Here is a 17,218-nt window from a genome sequence, read left to right as displayed (position 1 = left end):
AGGGGTCAGCCGGCGGGCCACTGGGAGCGGGACCGCAGGACTTCGCGGAGCAGGTCGGGGCGGTCGGTGACCAGGCCGTCCACGCCGACCTCCAGCAGGGCGGTCATCTCCTCGGTGGTGTCGATGGTCCACACGTGCACCTCGATGCCCAGCCGGTGCGCGGCGGCCACGAACCGCTGGTCCACCACCGTCAGCTTGCCCGCGGTGGCCGGGACCTGCGCCAAGCTGCCCTTGACCAGCGCCTTCGCCGCCAGCGGCCGGATCCGGCCACCCGCCCACAGCAGCCCGGCCGAACGCGGTCCGAGCGCGGTCATCAGCCGTGGTCCGGCCAGCCTGCGCAGCCGGGCCAGCCGCCGTTCGGAGAAGGAGGCCAGGGCGACCCGGTCCCAGGCCCCGAGCCGTTGCAGCAGGCGCAGCACCGGGGCGACCGCGGAGTCGGACTTGACGTCGACGTTGAGGTAGGCCTCCGGCAGTTCCTCCAGCAGGTCTTCCAGTCGGGCGATCGGCTCGACGCCGCCCACCTTGGCCTGTTTGACCGAGGCCCACAGCTGATCGGCGACCGCGCCGACACCGTCGGTGGTGCGGTCCAGCAGGTCGTCGTGGTGCACCACGACCACGCCGTCGCTGGTCGCGTGCACGTCGGTCTCCAGGTAACTGAACCCTTCTTTTACGGCTCGTCGGAAGCCGCTCAGCGAGTTCTCCATGCCGGCCAGCTCGTCCAGGTGCCAGCCGCGGTGGGCGAAGGCACGCGGGTAGGGGCCGTCCAGGTACGGGTGCGCGGGGGTCGGGAGGTGAGGCAGCACCGTGTGAGTGTGCACCGGCGGCGTGGCGTGTGGGTGAGCAGGCCGGGTCCGACTAGCGTCTTCACCCATGGAGGTGGTCTCCGGGGTGCCGTTCACGCGCAGGCACGAGGTGCGGCATTGCGCGTGGTGCGGACGTCCGTTACCCGGTTCCGGCCGCATCGGCCGACCCCGTCGCTACTGTGGCCAGGCCTGCCGGCAACGGGCTTATGAACGACGTACCCAGGTGCAGCGCGGTGGACTGCCCGAGGACGCGGTGGTGCTCTCCGCGGCCGAACTCGCCGATCTCCAGGACCGGTTGTTCCAGCTACGCTGCGCGGCCGAGGACGTCATGACCGCGGCTGAGGACGGCGTGGAGCTTGCCGAGTTGCGTCGAATGGCGGCGGGTCTGGTTGACTCTGCCCGAGGTCTGGAGCGGCTGCGATAGTCGGCAACGGAACTCGGAGCCCGACGGAGGGCTCTTGCCCGCGTGTGCACAGGGAGATGACGATGGCGCCCGGCGGTAAGGAGGCGCAGGTGACGGACCAGGTCGGCGCGGAGGCGGTGCTGCGCACCGTCGACTTCGGCGTGGCGGTCACCGACCTCGGCGGCAGACTGCGCTGGCTCAACCCGGCCTTCGCGAACCTGCTGCGGATCCCGGAGGAGCAGGCGCTGGGCCGGTCGCTGCCCGCGCTGCTGCCCGGCGTGCCCGACGGCCCCTCCAAGGGGGAGCCGGTGCTGGCCCCCAACTCCACCGGCGAGCCGCCGACCTGGCTGGAGATCACCTGCACCGCGCTGGAGTCCGGGCACGAGCTGCTCTACCGGGCCGCGGACATCACCCAGTGGCGGGACCGCGAGTTGCAGGCCGTGCACCAGGCCCAGGCATTGCACCGGGCCCAGGTGCTCGGGCAGATGGGCAACTGGGAGTGGTTCGTCAACGACGACCGGGTGCTCTGGTCGGAGGCGCTGCTGGAGATGCTCGGCTACGAGCCGGGCGCGGCGCTGACCTACGCCGGCTACCTGGCGCTGGTGCCGCCGGAGGACCGGCCGCTGGTGGACCGGGCGATCCAGCAGTCCCTGGACACCGGCGAGAAGTTCTCCTACACGCACCGGATCTGCCGCGCGGACAACGGTGAACAGCGGATCTTCGAGTGCTTCGGCGAGGTCATCTGCGACGCCGCCGGCGCCCCGGACCGGATGCTGGGCACCGCGCGGGATGTCACCCAGTCCCGGCAGTTGCACAGCGAGCTGCTGCGGATGGCCGATGAGGACCCGTTGACCGGGCTGCCCAACCGGCGCGCGCTGACCAGGGAGCTGGAGCGGCAACTGGCCTCCGGCGCGGACGGCACGCTGCTGTTGCTGGACCTGGACAACTTCAAGGATGTGAACGACCTGCGCGGGCACGCCGTCGGCGACCGCGTGATGCGCACCCTGGGCGCGGCGCTGCGGGAGAAGCTGCGGCCCGGTCAGCTGCTCGGCAGGCTCGGCGGCGACGAGTTCGCCGTGGTGCTGCCCGGGATCGCGACCGAGGAGGCGGTGGAGATCGCCGAACGGCTGGGCGCCGCGGTCGCCGCGCTGTCGGTGGTCGCCGGTGGCGCGGCCACCCGGATGACCGCCAGCACCGGCGTGGCCCGCTTCGACCGGGCCGGTGGCTGGGAAGCGGTGCTGGCCAACGCGGACCTGGCGCTGTACGCCTCCAAGGGCAACGGCCGCAACCGGGTCACCGTCTACGATCCGGCGCACTACGCCGACACCGCCAAGCGGGTCTCGGTGCTGGACCGGCTGCGCCGCGCGCTGGAACGCGGCGGCTTCGCCCTGCACGCGATGCCGATGGTGAACCTGCGGACCTCGCGCACAGTCGGCTACGAACTGCTGCTGCGCCTGGAGGACGGCCACTCGCCGACCCCGGGCCCGGCCGAGTTCCTGCCCGCGGCCGAGCGCAGCAACCTGGTGCACGACATCGACCGCTGGGTGCTCGGCGAGGCCATCGACCAGCTGGTGCAGAACCCGGATCCGATGCTGCGCTTCAACGTCAACGTCTCCGGCCGCACCCTGGAGGACGAGGACTTCGCCGCGTTCGTGCTGGACCGCCTGGCCAGCGCCGGTGTTGCCCCCGGCCGCCTGGGCCTGGAGATCACCGAGACCGCCGCGGTGACCAACCTGGACGCCGCCCGCCACCTGGCCGAACAACTGCGCGCCATCGGCTGCCGGATCACCCTGGACGACTTCGGTTCCGGCTTCGGTTCGTTCGTGCACCTCAAGCACCTGCCGATCACCGGGTTGAAGATCGACGGCGAGTTCGTCCGCGGCATCGACACCGGCAGCAGGGACGGCGTGCTGGTCACCGGCATCATGGAGATCGCCCGCGGCCTTGGCCTGTCCGCGGTGGCGGAGTGGGTCGAGCGGCCGACCCAGGTCGAAGCGCTCACCCGGCTCGGCGTGCGGGTCGCACAGGGCTTCCACCTGGGGCGGCCACGGCCGTTGCCGGTGGTGCTGGCCGAGCGCAAGGAACAGCAGAACGGCATCCGGCGCGCGTTGCCGATGCCGGCGGAGACCCCGGAACAGCCCGCCATCAAGCCCTAGTCGACTAGGTCCTGCTCGGACTGTGCCTGCGGATCAACGTGATCGAGTGATCTCGACGTAGAGTGCGGTCAGACCTCCGATCAGTCAGCTGTCAACCCGCGGCCGGTTCTGGCTCTGTCGCGAGTGTCGGAGATGCTGGGAGTTCGTTGTGGTGCTGGCCGGTGATCAGCCAGTGGCGCCGGGCAGCCGAGTAGCCGATTGAACAGGCTGGGCAGCGAGGCAGGGTGCCGATCGCCGTGGTCCCGGCGGCGGTAGTGCGCTGGAAGTTCAAGGCAGTTCTCGTGGATTGAGCCTGAACACCCTTTCTCCGTCTCAGGAGGCCACCAGTGCTTGGCTCCTCCTGTGTTTGTTGCGTATACGGCGGGTGCTTTCCAGTGTGTGGCCGCGCCATTCAGTGTGGTTGATGTTGACAGGCTCGTGGCGGCGTGAGTACAGTCCGAATTGCCTAGGGGGGCGATCAGCGAAGGCATTGTTGCAAGGGGGATTAAGCGCGATCCGACGTCTTTTCGGTGACAGCGTGTTGTTGCTGTGGTGATGTCTTCTTCTTTGTGATGTGGCTTTGTGTGCCTGCCTTTTGCGCCGCGAGGGCGCAGGTTTTCCGTTGGAATGCGGGAAAAGTTGCCTCGTTGTGAAGGGGGTGTATCAATGGTCAAGATTGAGCTGGTTGAGGAGTCCATCGAACTCCGCGCCTGTAATTCGATCTTCTGATTTCATGACAAGCCTGGGTGGCGCGCGTTTGTGCGCCACCCAGGCGCCTTGCTTTGAATTCTGCAACGTCTGTTAGGGAGACGGCTATGCGAGCGCTAACCCTGTCCGAGGTCCTGGGGTCGGAGGATGAGTTTTTTTCAGAGTACTTCAACAGGAAGCCGTGGCTGCGGCGAGCTGCGGTAGAAGGGGATTCCCGTGCGGTGTTGTCGCTTGGCGACTTGGATCATCTGCTGCATGCTGAGGTCATACGTCCACCCTATATCGATATCACCAAGGGTGGCAGTCGGGTGTTCGAGAAAACCTATACGTCTCAGCTTCGGGTGCAGACCGACTATGTAAACGACGCGATCGTTCCGGAGCATGTTATTGAGCACTTTCGGACTGGTGCGACAATCACGTGGAATTCGTTGAATCACTTTCTGCCCACCATGCGTACCTTTGCCGGCAAGCTGGGTGAGCGGTTCTCGTGTCGCAGTGATGTTGTCGCATTCGTAACGCCAGCCGGGCGACGGGGGTTCTCGCCGCACTACGACTCGGTTGAGGTATTCGTGATCCAGCTTGAGGGAACGAAGCACTGGAAGGTCTGGCCCACTGGTCCAGAACGCCCTGGTGACGCACAGTGGTTCACTATGGAGGAACTGGGCGAGCCCGTGATCGAGACCTCGCTTGAACCAGGTGACGTCCTTTATCTGCCGTACAACACGCCTCATGTGGCCGCATCCGACGATAATGTGTCATTGCATCTGTCGGTCATGGTGCGCCCTCGGCACTGGCGTGACCTGGTTGCCGAGGTCGTACAGTCTGTGGTGGCCGCGGATCCGGAGTTCGGCGACTTCCCGCTGCTCAGTGCTGAGCGGGAGGAAGAACTCACGGTCAAGTTGCGGGATCAACTGGTCGCACTGTCGAACCGGTGCGCAAAACTCGACCTACGGCGAACTGTGCGCGACCTCGTCAGCAGCCCGATCCAGCAGGTCGGTGCGAAGGTCGGCACCTTTTTCGCCGATCAGTCCAGAATCGATCACATCACTTCGATGACGATGGTGATGAAGGTGCCGTCGACGCCGATCGACGTTGTCGGGGCGGCACCCGAGGATACGCTCAGGGTCGAGGTGAACGGCCACAAGTTCAACTTTCCCCGGCTGCTGGTCGAGGAGGTTCGCACGATGGAGTCAGCAAGGTCAGCCGGCCGCCTGGTTGCCGAATATGATCAGGATACGAACGTGCAACTCGCCCGAGCCTGCGCGCGAATCGGCCTGCTCGACACGGTCCAGGGCTGAGCTCGGAGGGCAGGGCGTCATGTGGGAACGAGTGACGAGGCAAACCCGGGCCGCGACTCGCCGGAACCGGGACTTCGCCCTGTTGTGGTTCGGCCAGGTCAGTTCCACACTCGGCAGCAAGATGGTCCAACTAGCGGTTCCGCTGTACGTGCTCGGTACGACCGGGTCCACGGTGGATGCCGGGCTGGTGGCCTTCGCGGCGGTGCTTCCCGGCATCGCGCTGCAACTTCCCGCAGGCGTTCTGGTCGATCGGCTGAATCGTAAGACGATCATGCTGGTGTGTGAGGGAGTACGGTTTGCCGGCGCTGCAAGTGTCGTGTTGAGCTTCTGCTACGGCAACGTTTCGGTGTTGCACCTGGCTGTGGTGGCAGCCGTTGAGAGCGCCGCAGCCGCGTTCTTTGACCTGGCTGAAGAAGCCGCGCTTCCGCAGATTGTCAGGAGAGCGGAGCTGGCTCGCGCGATCGCGTTCAACCAGGCCCGTATTCGAGTAGCCATCCTGGCTGGTCCGGCGCTGGGCGGGGTGCTGTTCGGAATATCGCCGATACTGCCTTTTCTCGCCGACGCGCTCTCCTACCTAGTCTCCGGTGTCTGTGTATTGTTGATTCGTGCCAGGCTGTCCGGCGATCGCACGGCGCCAGTTCCAGGTGATCGCCGAAGTGACCTTCGGGAAGGCTGGCACTGGGTTCGTGCCAGACCATTCTTCCTGATGGCCGCGGTCTCCATCGGGCTGACCAATATCGTAGGTACGGCCTTTCCGTTGGCTGTCACTGCGAAGCTGACCGGGGAGGGGCTGTCTCCATATGGAGTCGGACTGGTAATCGGGACGCTCGGAGTGTCCGGGCTGCTTGGCTCGATAGTGGCGCCTCGAATAACCAACACCGTTCCGGTTGGCACGGTGTTGGTCTTGTCCCGTTGGCTTATGGCGATCAGCCTGGTGGGTGCCGCAGTGGTCTGGGGTGGCATGCTCACCGCGATCTGCGTCGCGCCCATTGCGGTGGCCTCGCTGGTTTCTAATGTGTCTTTCGGGGCGACCCGGCTTCGCGAGATACCGGAGCAGTTCCGTGGACGGGTGAACTCCGTGCTCACTTTGTTCACTACCGTGTTGACCCCGCTCGGCCCGTTGGCGGTGGGCTTCGTGATTGCCGAGTGGGGGCCAGTGTGGAACATGGTCGCTTTAGCCGCTTTTATGACACTGGTAGCTTTGCTGTCAAGCGCCAGCAGGGCTCTTCGAAGCCCGTTGCAGAACGTTGCGCCGAGGTGAATTCAATAATAGGGGGAGATTCTTTGTGGTTGCGTCCGGCAAGGGGGTACTCGGCCTGTCCGGGGTCGAGTTGGCTGCGGCAAGGAAGGCTGGGAATTATCTTCGGCTGGAGGGGCACTTCGGTGCGTTCTTCGATGCGTTTGACCTGGTGAACTTCGATGACCTGGTCAGTACTCCATTCTATCCGCACGAGTGGCTACGGCTGATCAAAAACGGTCAGGATATGCCATCTGGACAGTACAGCCGTATTCGTACCAGGCGAGGTGGTCGGCAGGAGACGACACTTGATCACGCCGCCGTGTCCCGGGCATTGGCAGAGGGATACACCCTGGTCTTGCACGGTCTTCAGTACTCGCATCGGCGGATTGGGCGACTGGCCCGCATCGCGGCCGAGGAACTCAAGGCGGCGGTTGCGGTCAACGCGTACCTGACGCCTGCTGGTGAGCAGGGCCTGAATCCGCACTTTGACCATCATGACGTGTTCGTCATCCAGTTGCACGGCTCCAAACGATGGTCCGTGCATCCACCGGTGTTGCGCAATCCGAGCCCTGATCTGACCTGGTCGGGACTGACCGCCGCGCAGCGGGCGGACATCGTGCGGCAAGCCGCCGAGCTGACCGAGATCGACCTGCTGTGCGGCGACTCGCTGTTCTTGCCCAGGGGCACCGTCCACAGTGCTGTGACTACCGGCAGCGTTCCGTCATTGCACCTGACGGTTTCGGTCGATCCGACCACGCACAAGGATCTCTACTCGGCATTGGTGCGACGGCAGGCCGCGGGAGAGTGGATGCGTGCGGAGTTCGGCGCGCAAGGCTCGACGGAGGAGGTGGCGGACCGGTTCTCGGCGCTACTGGCCGGTGCGGCTCCGGAGCTTGTCGAGGACCTCATGATCGATTCTGCCTTCCAGTTCCTGCCACCCATGCCCGCCAGGGTGCTTGATCAGGTCGAACTCATTCAGAACCCAGCGTTGGCCGAGCGCTATCGGGCGCGGCCTGGTCTCGCGCACCGTGTGGTGAGCCGGGACCCGGAGGCCGTCCAGTTCGAGATCGGGGGCAACCGGCTGACTCTCCCGCCTCCGGCGGCCGGCTGTGTCGAGCTGTTGTTGTCCCGTGGTGGAGCCACCTTCGACGAGGCCCGCGCGGAGGTTGGCGTCGAGGCCGCTGAACAGATTGTCGCCGCCCTGTTGAGACTTCAGGCTGTCGAGCCGGTCGGTCCGGTTGGCAAGCCGAACTGACCCTCCGCAGGGTTCCGGACACGGGTGGCCGCGCACCGGGGCACAAGCACAAGGGGATTGCGAGTCGCCTTGTCCTGCGGCCAAGTGCTGCGGGCCGGCTCAATCGTCAACCGGACTGGGCCGCTGGAACTGTGTGACGGGATTTGCCAGACACTCCACTATGGACGCTTGGAGAATCGGAGGCCTGGATGCAGGTCAGTGGGCAGAGGTCGCAAGGTACCGGTGAGCGGCCGACGGCCGAGCTGCACAGGCAGCCGACAAAGGTGAACCGGGCAGCGCGCGCGGCACGGAACCGGCACCGGCCGATGGTCGTGTGGTTCACCGGGTTGTCCGGCGCGGGCAAAACCACCATCGCCGACTTGGTGGAGCAGCACTTGCATGAGCGAGGACGGCACACCTACCTGCTTGACGGGGACAATATTCGGTTTGGCCTTAACCGGGACCTGGGGTTCAGTGTCGAGGACCGGCGGGAGAATGTACGCCGGATCGCCGAGGTTGCCGGGCTGATGGCCGAGGCCGGCATGGTAGTGCTGGTGGCCTGCATCTCGCCGTTCCGCGCCGAACGCGAGATGGCGCGCGGGATGGTGGCCGTCGGGGAGTTCTGTGAGGTCTTCGTCGACACCCCGCTGGCCGTGGCCGAGTCCCGTGACCCGAAAGGGCTCTATCGGCGGGCGCGCCGCGGCGAGCTGAAGAACTTCACCGGCATCGACTCGCCGTACGAATTGCCGGATCGACCTGAGATCCGGGTCGACACCACCAGAGTGTCCCCGGCCCAGGCGACCGCGGCGATCCTGACCCAGCTTGCCTCGATGGGTCTGTGACTTCACAGTCGGCAGGCGGTGACCTCTCTGATCTGTTCCACCGAAGCGCGAGCCAGCGCCGAGTCGTAGCCGGTCAAACTCCTGCGCAGGGACTCCAGTCGCTGACGGGCGCGGCCGGACTCCACGGTGCTGGTCAGCGCGAGCGCCTGCCGGGCCGCCGCTACCGCACCGTCGACCTGGCCCAGCATCAGTCGCGCCTGTGCGAGCGAAGTGGAGTGCAACAGGTGGTTGCGGCGCTGGTTCGCGTCAAGCTGGCGCAGACTGCTCATCAGGTTCTGCTCGGCCTTCTCCGGGTTGCCCAGCTCCAGGTGTGCCCGGCCGGCGTCGGCCACCAGGACTGCCTGGCTTACCCAGCGGCTCCACGGCGGCTCGCTCGTGTCGCGCGCGCCGTCGAGTGACGCCGCTGCCTCCGTCAGTGCGCGCGTGCAGGCGGACTTCTCGCCGAGCTGAGCGTGTGCGCGAGCGCGCCGCGTAGCCAGCACCGCGGGCACCCGGCCGCCCACGGCCCTGCCCAGTCCCTTGCTCGCGATCCGCAGCAGGCGCAACGCGTCTGATGCATGGCCGTGCCAGGTGAGGTGGTAGGCAATACACGACAGAATGTAGGCGCCCAGTTGGCGGTCACCGGCCAGCTTGGCCGCCCGCAGCCCGACGAGCAGAGCCCGCTGCCCCGCACCGTGCCGGCAGTGGTCGGAGAACACCCAGCCAGCGATCAGGGCAAGCTCAGCGGCGGCCTGGTACAGCCGCCGCCCCAGCGTCGAGTCGTACGCACCGTCGTTGATCAGGGTTGTCACCCAGAGCAGATCGTGGCTGCTCCAGTCGGCGACGACCAGACCGCCGTGGGACTCATCGAGCTGCCGCAGCTGTGCCGCCCGCAACGCAAGATGCCTTAGCATCGCCGGAGTGACCTCGGTGCCGGTCGCACGCGACCGGACGGGGCTGTTGTCCGCGGTCAGCCAGTCGACCGCCACGGACAACAGCGGTTCACCGGTGAGCGGAGGGGGGATCGCGGCCGCTGTCCCTCGGCGCACCGCAAGCCGCCGCAGCGAACTGGCGACCTGCTCCGCATGCCAGGGCGGGTTGATCTGTCCCTCGGGCAGGGGGTCTTCGGCTTGGTTCCTTCTCCCCGGCCAGATGTGGCCGACCTCGACCGGAGTGCCTAACCGGTCGGAAAGCACGGCGGCGACGAGCTCCGGCACCTGGCCCCGTGGAAAGGAACCCTTGAGCCATCCGTATGGCGCCTTGGCGCTCACTGTGCCTGCTCCGAACGTCTTGTTGAGCTCGCGAGCCAGCCGTTCAGGCGACCAGCGCAATCTGTCTAGATAGGCGGTGAGCTGCGGAACACGCGCCGGCGTCATATACATCCCCCCGGATTCCTGTCTTGGCCCGCAGTTGCCTCCCCAGGTGACTCGCGGCTGCAACCAGGCTGTCACAACCGGTCCAGACGTGCTGCGGACTGGTCCAGAAGCACGCCATTGGGCTAGGACCGGGGATAACCAGACAGTCACCGGTCCTGGTGACCTCGACTGACCGGCATGCTGACTCTTCTGACCCGGCAGAAGCCTTCTCAACCGAGCAGAATGACGTTGTAATGGCTGGGCTGAGCTTATAGGGGGTAGAGTCTGACATAGTCACGCCGTTGTTCTGCACTTTGGGAACTAAGGACGGTCCTGTGTGCTGTCGCCGCCAGTGGAATTGGGGATTTCATATAGGTGCGGCTGGTTCGGGGGGAAACAATGACACTGAACACGAACATGCGGTTCCGGCTGGCCGGCCGGGTGGAGGTGGTGACAGGTGAGCTCGTAGTGCCTATCGCGTCAGCGACGGTTCGCGGGCTGTTCTCCGCTCTGCTGTTGGAGGCGGGCAGCTATGTGACCAGGGAGCGGCTGATCGAATCGCTGTGGGATGACCCGCCGAAGTCAGCGGGGGAGAACCTGCGCGGCTACGTCTGGCGGCTCAGGCAACAGTTGACCGTGGCCGCCGAGGGCCTGGCTGACCGGTTGGCCACTCTGGTCGGCCACAGCGGCGGCTACGCGATGCTCGTGCCGCCACATCAGGTCGATGTGTTCCAGTTCAGCGAGTTGGCGGCCAGGGGTAGCGCCCAGCTCCGCGCAGGCGCCCTCGCGGAAGCAGCTGCCAGCTTCGGACATGCCCTGAAGCTGTGGCAGGGCCCAGTCGGTCAGGGCTGTGCGGCTTCCCGGACGATGCAGGCACGGTTTCGTTCGCTGGAGCAGCTACAACTGACCGTGCGGGAACGGCTGGCTCACGTCAGGTTGGTCGAGGGGCGTTCCGCTGAGCTGATTCCCGACCTCCAGACCATGGTTGGTGCGGCCCCGTACCGGGAGGTGTCGTGGGCGCTGCTCATGCGGGCCAGTTACCTGGCCGGTGACATCGCGGGCGCGATGGCGACCTGGCAGGCTGCCACCTCGACGCTGGCGGAGAAGTTCGGCCTGGATCCTTCCGAGGAGTTCCGAAATCTGCACCTCTCGGTGCTGCAACGCGATGAGAACCGGGTCCGGAACGGAGTGCTCCGGCTCTGAGACCTGGATCAGCTACGCACAGGTTCGCCGAGTAGCCGCATTCCTGAGGCGCATGCATTCCGGAGTGCCGCCAGCTCGGCAGGCGGCAGCGCCGCCGCCTTGCCTACCGGGTCCTGGCTGAGCAGGTCGGCCGCGGTATCAAGCCAGCAGGCGTCGGCCTCCACGCCAAGGAAACCGGCGAGCTGAGACAGCTCGGCCGAGGGATCGGCGAGGAGGTCCTCGTACCGCAGTGTGGTCAGCCGCGCATGGGGGATCTCGGCCAATGCCGGCAGCCCCCGCGCAAGCATGGTCGACCACAGACGTCCGAACGTCTGGACTGGAATCGGGCGGTCCAGGGTGAAGGCCAGCTCGAAGCCCTCGATGCACAGTCGGGCGAGGTCTTCGGGCAGGTGGGAGAGGTGTTGCTCAGTCAGCTCGCTGAATCGGCTGACTCCGGCAAGGTCAAGAATTTCGGTGGCCAGCGCAGCCGAGCGGTAACCGGCGTGCCGGCTCATCGACAGGGCGCAGTCGAGGCCGTCACGATACATGTGGATGAACCTGGCCGCGGGGAAGGCGGCGCGGAGAGCCGGCACCCAGTCCAGCGAGTGGCCCGAGCGTTCGACCACCACTCGTCGGCCGAAGCGGTCGGCCAACATCGCGAACAACGCCCGATGGTGCTCGGCAACCGGGCGGACTGGCCACAGTGGCACGGCTCGCCCCAGGTCGTCGAGGAGCCGGTCCGGGTCATCGGTGAGGTGCGGCAATGTCATCAGACTGATGGCGGGCACTCCCATCGCGGGGGAATAGCGGCCTCGGCAGTTCTGATAGAGGAACTCGGGCAGCGGCGCACCGCGCTGGAGCATCAGGTTGAACACCGGATGCGGATCGCTGAGCAACCGCCAGAACTCGGCGCCGGAGAACACGCCGCCCGGTAGTGCGGTCCTGCCGCCGAGCGAGACGAACAGCTCGTTGAGGCTCAGCACTTCAGGATGCCGATTGAGAATCCGTGACACCACCGTGGAACCTGTCCGGCCGGTCCCGACGACAAAGAAAAGCGGGCGGGTGCTCATCGGGCCTCCGCGAGGTGCGTGTCCAGGGCTGCCAGCAGGTCGGTGAACCGGGCCGGTGCGCCGACGTTGGCCTCGTGTGTGGACATGCTGCGGCCGAGTACCGGATGCACGACTACGACGTTGGCCCGCTCAGCCAGCCTGGCCATATGCCCGCGGTAGGCGTGCCCGGCCATTCCGCCTGGCGGCAGCGACGGAGCGATCGCGATCGGGGCAGCGGTGCACTGCAATGCCAGCAACAGCGGCGAGTCGGCGAGACCGAGTGCAAGCCGGCCGACAAAGTGCAGGGTCGCCGGATAGACCACGACGGCCTCGGCCCACTGGGCCAGCTCGACGTGCGGCGCGGTCTGATACGGCTTGTCCGACCATTCGTCGGTGATGAAATCTCCGCCGGTGACAAGGTGGGTGGTGGTAGGCGTGATGAACCTCAACGCCGCTCTGGTCAGCACCACCTGGGCCGCCACTGCCTGGCAGTAGTGGCGTAGTCGCAGCATGTTCTCGGGGAGTGCGACAACCGCAGGCGCGCCGGTTCCGACGACGAGCACCCGCTTGCCGTCCAGGTTCGGAAAGCCCGAGTTCTCCGTCATGACCGGCTCCACGCCGGTGGTTCAAGCCAGAGCACCGAAGGCGCCCCGGCGGGGGCCAGCAGCCGCAGCAACGTAAGACAGACTCCCGCCTTCCCCAGCAGGAGACCCGGGATGTTGCTGCCGCTGACCCGGCCGAACCGCGGACCGGTGACCGCGAGGGAAGTCACCAGGGCATCGGCCCGCTGCGAGTGTTCCAGCTTCCACCGTTGCACCGCGGGCAGCGTCTCCGTGGCCAGGGTGAACAGTTCGAGGCCGCCAGAGTCACCGTGGCACAGGCAGTGGTTTCCCAGCGAGCCAGCGGCGGCCGTGGCACGCAGGGCCGCTTCGGCCTCGCTCAGGTAGACCGGATCGGCGAGCATGCGGTAGGCCAGTAGCCGGGATATGCCGATGCCGGTGGAGCCGTGGCACCACAGGGTCGGGTGTTCCTGTGCGATTCCGGTCAGGTCGTCGAAGTCCCGCAGATCCCGCCATGCGTCCACGCCCGGGATCCGCAGACTGATGTCGTGTGCCAGCGCCTGTTGGCCAAGCACCCCGGCCTCGTCGCTGCCGAGCACCTCAGCGGCTTTGAGTAGCGCCCAGCCGATACCGGCTGAGCCGTGCGAGAATCCGCCCAGCGGAGCCTGGCCGGCGCCGCGGCTCCAGCCAATCCCACCGAGCGTCGGCAGCGCGGTGGCGGAGAGGCGTTCGGCACAGGAGTCCACGATGTCCAGCAGTAGTGGGAATCGGTAGTGGTTGTAGAGGTCGGCGGCCACCACGGCGCATCCGGCGAGGCCGGCGACCAGGTCCGCTGAATCCTCCTGGCGCACCGCGGTGAGCAGGTATGGCAGGGACTTCTCCATCAGCTCCACAATGGACGGATCGCCGGTGAGTAAATGTAGATGGGCCAAGGTGTACTGGGTGCCGGCAAGGCCGGCAAATGCGCCTACCCGGAACACGCTGTTGTCGCGGATCCGCGCCTGCAGCTCGGTCGTGACCGGACGGCTCGCGCGGCGGCTCAGATCGGCGAAGCGGTCGTCCTGGTAGTGCCGCGCGGCGTAGCCGAACAGCAACGACATCCCGGCCAGACCGTCGTAGAGGGTGGTGTTGAGCGGCTGGTAGCTCAGCTCGGCGCCGCGGACTCCGTCGGTGCCGATACCGATCCAGGTGCAGTCCCGCTCGCCGAGCAGGGCTGTGTCGGCGATCTCCTGAATGGCTGCTCGTGTCAGGCCCGGCAGGTCCAGGTCATTACTCGTCGAGTCGGCACGGGTGTCGCTGAAGGCTGGAGTCCGGCTACCGGCCAGTGTGTCCAGCGCGTCGATCAGGATCGCCAGCTGCGTGGCCTGGTGATCCGGACCCAGCAGTGCCAGCTTGCGGTGCAGGGCCTGGCCGCTGGGTTCGGTGAAGAAGTCGGGGGCGACCGGCTGGTTGCCTGAATACAGCGCGGTGGAGCCGGGCCTGCTGTGGAATGCGGGAATGTCGCCGCGGAGCAGTTGCTGTCGCTCCGACTCGATGATCGGCACAAGGTCGCGCCTGGTCACCGCGGCGGTCCACAGCTTGTCGAGCAGTTGTTCGGTGTCGCGGGCGTCTCGGAGATAGTCCGGGTGGAAGCGTTCAAGCCGGAACAGGTCGTAGCGCCGAGTCGGCCTCGCCAGGTACCGCACCTCAATGTCCTCGGCACTGCGCAGAATCTCGGCGAAGCGTTCGCGGTCAGCGGTTGCCGCGTCATAGCCGAGGAGGAAGCCGCGCTGGATCTCAGCGGTGTGGTCGGCCGGGTCGGCGGTGCGGCCGCCGGTGTGCGGACGGTTGCGTGCCGGACTGATCTCCCGGTGTGCCCCGATGATGCGCATCGTGTCGGTGAACGGCTCGACGATCACCGGGATCGGCTTCGGGGTGCGGGATGGAGCACCGCCGCCGACCGCGCTCACATCGACCCCAGGAGCCAGGCCGTCCCCGAAGGTGCGCAAGGGAAGTATCAGCGTGGCCAGCACACTGTGGGCAAGGAAGTCGACCGCGCGCTCATGCGCGTTGGCTGAGCCGAGTCCACGGACTGAGCTGTGCTGGAGAATGGTTTCCAGGTCGACTGGCACTGGTGAGTCGCCCACCGCGATCAAGTTGGTCATGTGGATGTCCACGGCGCCGAGTATGTGCAGGACGGCGAGCACAGCGCCGATGCGAAGGTAGAAGCGGCCGAACCCCGACTCGTCGGCACACGGGTGGTGTTCCAGGTACTCGCACCAGCCGTGACGTGGGCGGGACAGTACCCGCATGCTGTCGATACCGAGGCATGTTCGCTCGTTCAGCAGGGCGATCGCGTCGGCGTAGACGCGTTCGGCCGCTACCGAGCGTGGCTTGTAGATCAGAGACTGGCCGTGGTCGAACATCAGGTGAGCTACCGAGCGCCCATCGTCGTGTGGGTCGCCGAGACCACCGCGCACGGAGGTGAGGGTGACCTCGGCGGTGTTGAGCAGGCCCTCGGCGTGGATGACCGGAAGATCGACGTTTAGCCGGGTCAGCAGTTCGACGGTGTGCATCAGCCAGTTGTCGCCGCAGCGGATCAGTTCGCGGCCGAGCAACGGATACTCGGTGAACAACCGTTCACGATAGGCGGGGTCGCGCAGTATGCGGTCGTTGTAGTCCGCGTACCGATCTTCGGGTGAGTAACCCTGGAGGACGCCTTCGGCGCGGACGGTGTGCAGTGCCAGGATCAGGGTCCGGTGACTGACCTCAGTCAACTCGGTCGCCAGGTTCTCCAGCATTACGGAGACAGCCGGCTCCGTGAAGGTGATGTGCCCGGATAGCTTCTCAAGGTGAATACGCAGCTTCGCCTCGTAGTGGTGAAGAAAATCTCCGGTCAAGCCGTCGAACGGGATCCGGTCGTATGGCTCACCGTAGAGCATGATCGTTAGCCGCCAGGCGGCGTTCCTATCCGGGACTGTAGTTAGTATGGCGTCAAGTTCGCTCGTCCAGGCGATGGACTCCGGTGTGACCGTGAACGGCGTGTTCGCGATGAGGGCTACGAACTCGTTCTTGGTGGTCCGGGCCTCGGCCAGGCGAAGATCGAATGTTTCCTCGTCCAAGTAGGCTGACTCCCGCCACTTCGTCACCTCCTTGTCCATCGTGTCCTCGGCTGCGGCCGGTCGGCGTTCATGAAAGAACGCAGCGCGCTGAGCGTGATACCGCGTCTCCCGCATGATTCTGCTCATTTCTCTTGTCAGGCGGGTGCCGCGGGCGGAGCGCCGTCTGCCCCACCCGCGGCCCACAATGACCTCGCAGCGGCGCTCTGCCGCTACCGGGTCAGCAGTTGCACTCCCAGGTCAGAGTGCAGATGTAACCTCCGCTGGCCATGGCAGCGACGCGCTCCTCCATAAGGTCCTCGCGGCCGAGTTCGCCGAATCCAAGGCCCGCCGGGTTCGAAGTGCTGGTCCAGTCAGTGACGCTCTGTGTCGCCATAAGTGACCCCCTTCAGAAGGAATGAGAATTTTTCCGTGATGTACGCCGAAATCGCGTACAAAGGCGAACCTATCAGCGGGTCGTGGTGGGTTGGTGTTGGTGCTGTAGCGGCAATGTGCGCGGCCTGTATAAATGGCGTATGGGCTCCGTATGCGAGCTGAGTGTGTTCTCAGGTTGGTCTCGGTACCTTCCTCGCATGAATCAGGTAGTCACGCATGATCCATCCCTGCCTCGTTCGGTGGTCCGAGCTCACGGTGTGACGAAGGTTTATGGTGATGCGGAAGCGGAGGTGCATGCGCTGCGGGGCGTTGATATTGGTTTCGGGGCGGCTGAGTTTACCGCCATCATGGGGCCGTCTGGATCGGGAAAGTCGACGTTGCTGCATTGCCTTGCCGGGTTGGACACGGTGAGCAGCGGTTCCGTGTGGCTGGGGGAGGATCAGATCACCGGGATGAACGATGCGGAGTTGACTCGGCTGCGACGAGACCGGATCGGGTTCATCTTCCAGGCTTTCAACCTGCTACCCACACTGACTGCGCGGGAGAACATCCGGCTGCCGTTGGAGGTCGCCGGACGGAGGGTGGACCAGGATCTGTTCGACCGCGTGGTGGCTCGGGTCCGGCTGAGTGACCGGCTTGAGCACCGGCCAAGTGAGCTGTCGGGCGGGCAGCAGCAGCGGGTGGCGGTCGCTCGGGCACTGGTGAGCAAACCGGAGGTGATCTTCGCGGACGAGCCGACCGGCAACCTGGATTCCGGCACCGGCGCCGACCTGCTGAAGTACCTGCGGTTGTCAGTGCACGAGTTCGGCCGGACGATCATCATGGTCACCCACGATCCACTCGCCGCCTCCTACGCCGATCGGGTCGTCTTCGTTCGTGACGGGCGATTTGTGCACGAACTGAGCCAGCCAACACCGGACATAGTGCTGGAAACCATGAAGAAGCTGGAGGGCTGAG

At 66.0% G+C, this 17,218-nt stretch carries 13 protein-coding genes; 8 read left to right on the top strand and 5 right to left on the bottom strand.

Annotation, left to right across the window (positions count from 1 at the left end; translation table 11 throughout):
• Positions 1-5 precede the first annotated feature (5 nt).
• Positions 6-803 (bottom strand): glycerophosphodiester phosphodiesterase family protein, encoded by a 798-nt coding sequence (locus MZC64_RS41450; RefSeq protein ID WP_247764835.1) that lies wholly within the window; start codon positions 801-803, stop codon positions 6-8.
• Positions 804-870: 67 nt separating this feature from the next.
• Between MZC64_RS41450 and MZC64_RS41445 the strand changes: the two genes are divergently transcribed.
• From MZC64_RS41445 to cysC, 6 genes are all read left to right on the top strand, one after another.
• Positions 871-1,227, top strand: coding sequence for a hypothetical protein (locus MZC64_RS41445; protein WP_247764836.1), 357 nt, complete (start codon positions 871-873; stop codon positions 1,225-1,227).
• A gap of 89 nt (positions 1,228-1,316) precedes the next feature.
• The gene (locus MZC64_RS41440) at positions 1,317-3,362 is read left to right on the top strand and encodes an EAL domain-containing protein (RefSeq protein WP_247764837.1); all 2,046 of its coding nucleotides are present in this window, start codon (positions 1,317-1,319) and stop codon (positions 3,360-3,362) included.
• A gap of 794 nt (positions 3,363-4,156) precedes the next feature.
• On the top strand, positions 4,157-5,347 hold the full coding sequence (locus MZC64_RS41435) for a cupin domain-containing protein (protein WP_247764838.1): 1,191 nt from the start codon (positions 4,157-4,159) through the stop codon (positions 5,345-5,347).
• 19 nt (positions 5,348-5,366) lie between these two features.
• Positions 5,367-6,608 carry an MFS transporter gene (locus MZC64_RS41430; RefSeq protein ID WP_247764839.1) on the top strand — a complete coding sequence of 414 codons (1,242 nt, stop codon included), beginning with the start codon at positions 5,367-5,369 and terminating at the stop codon, positions 6,606-6,608.
• Between the two features lie 25 nt (positions 6,609-6,633).
• Complete coding sequence (locus tag MZC64_RS41425) at positions 6,634-7,842, top strand: cupin domain-containing protein (protein WP_247764840.1); 1,209 nt, start codon at positions 6,634-6,636, stop codon at positions 7,840-7,842.
• 263 nt (positions 7,843-8,105) lie between these two features.
• Positions 8,106-8,663, top strand: coding sequence for an adenylyl-sulfate kinase (gene cysC, locus MZC64_RS41420; RefSeq protein ID WP_308301127.1), 558 nt, complete (start codon positions 8,106-8,108; stop codon positions 8,661-8,663).
• A 2-nt stretch (positions 8,664-8,665) separates the two neighbouring features.
• Here cysC and MZC64_RS41415 read toward each other — a convergent pair whose 3' ends face one another.
• Entirely contained in the window at positions 8,666-9,913 is a 1,248-nt protein-coding gene (locus tag MZC64_RS41415; RefSeq protein ID WP_247764841.1) for a hypothetical protein, read from the bottom strand.
• Between the two features lie 483 nt (positions 9,914-10,396).
• On the opposite strand from MZC64_RS41415, the gene MZC64_RS41410 reads away from it, so the two are divergent.
• Positions 10,397-11,200 carry an AfsR/SARP family transcriptional regulator gene (locus MZC64_RS41410; protein WP_247764842.1) on the top strand — a complete coding sequence of 268 codons (804 nt, stop codon included), beginning with the start codon at positions 10,397-10,399 and terminating at the stop codon, positions 11,198-11,200.
• A gap of 8 nt (positions 11,201-11,208) precedes the next feature.
• Here the strand turns inward: MZC64_RS41410 and MZC64_RS41405 are convergent, their stop codons facing one another.
• From MZC64_RS41405 to MZC64_RS41395, 3 genes are read right to left on the bottom strand one after another with little or no spacing between them, the layout of a single operon-like run.
• Complete coding sequence (locus MZC64_RS41405) at positions 11,209-12,249, bottom strand: sulfotransferase (protein WP_247764843.1); 1,041 nt, start codon at positions 12,247-12,249, stop codon at positions 11,209-11,211.
• Positions 12,246-12,833, bottom strand: a complete 588-nt coding sequence (locus MZC64_RS41400) for a flavoprotein (RefSeq protein ID WP_247764844.1) — start codon at positions 12,831-12,833, stop codon at positions 12,246-12,248. Before MZC64_RS41400 ends, MZC64_RS41405 begins: the two co-directional genes overlap by 4 nt.
• Positions 12,830-15,889: a type 2 lanthipeptide synthetase LanM family protein gene (locus MZC64_RS41395; protein WP_247764845.1), complete on the bottom strand. Its 3,060-nt coding sequence runs from the start codon at positions 15,887-15,889 to the stop codon at positions 12,830-12,832. Before MZC64_RS41395 ends, MZC64_RS41400 begins: the two co-directional genes overlap by 4 nt.
• Positions 15,890-16,458: 569 nt before the next feature.
• Between MZC64_RS41395 and MZC64_RS41390 the strand changes: the two genes are divergently transcribed.
• Positions 16,459-17,217, top strand: coding sequence for an ABC transporter ATP-binding protein (locus MZC64_RS41390; protein ID WP_247764846.1), 759 nt, complete (start codon positions 16,459-16,461; stop codon positions 17,215-17,217).
• Position 17,218: the final 1 nt, after the last annotated feature.

Origin of the sequence: Crossiella sp. S99.2, assembly GCF_023094165.1 — a bacterium.
Classification (GTDB): Bacteria; Actinomycetota; Actinomycetes; order Mycobacteriales; family Pseudonocardiaceae; genus Crossiella.
Note: the sequence above shows the minus strand (reverse complement) of the source record. Positions and strands in the feature narration are given on the sequence as shown.

What these genes read in the sequence shown, in the direction of transcription:
- MZC64_RS41410 (WP_247764842.1), top strand. Translation starts at nt 10,397, where the DNA reads ATGACACTGAACACGAACATGCGGTTCCGGCTGGCCGGCCGGGTGGAG.
- MZC64_RS41400 (WP_247764844.1), bottom strand. Translation starts at nt 12,833, where the DNA reads ATGACGGAGAACTCGGGCTTTCCGAACCTGGACGGCAAGCGGGTGCTC.
- MZC64_RS41435 (WP_247764838.1), top strand. Translation starts at nt 4,157, where the DNA reads ATGCGAGCGCTAACCCTGTCCGAGGTCCTGGGGTCGGAGGATGAGTTT.
- MZC64_RS41430 (WP_247764839.1), top strand. Translation starts at nt 5,367, where the DNA reads ATGTGGGAACGAGTGACGAGGCAAACCCGGGCCGCGACTCGCCGGAAC.
- MZC64_RS41445 (WP_247764836.1), top strand. Translation starts at nt 871, where the DNA reads ATGGAGGTGGTCTCCGGGGTGCCGTTCACGCGCAGGCACGAGGTGCGG.
- MZC64_RS41405 (WP_247764843.1), bottom strand. Translation starts at nt 12,249, where the DNA reads ATGAGCACCCGCCCGCTTTTCTTTGTCGTCGGGACCGGCCGGACAGGT.
- MZC64_RS41390 (WP_247764846.1), top strand. Translation starts at nt 16,459, where the DNA reads ATGAATCAGGTAGTCACGCATGATCCATCCCTGCCTCGTTCGGTGGTC.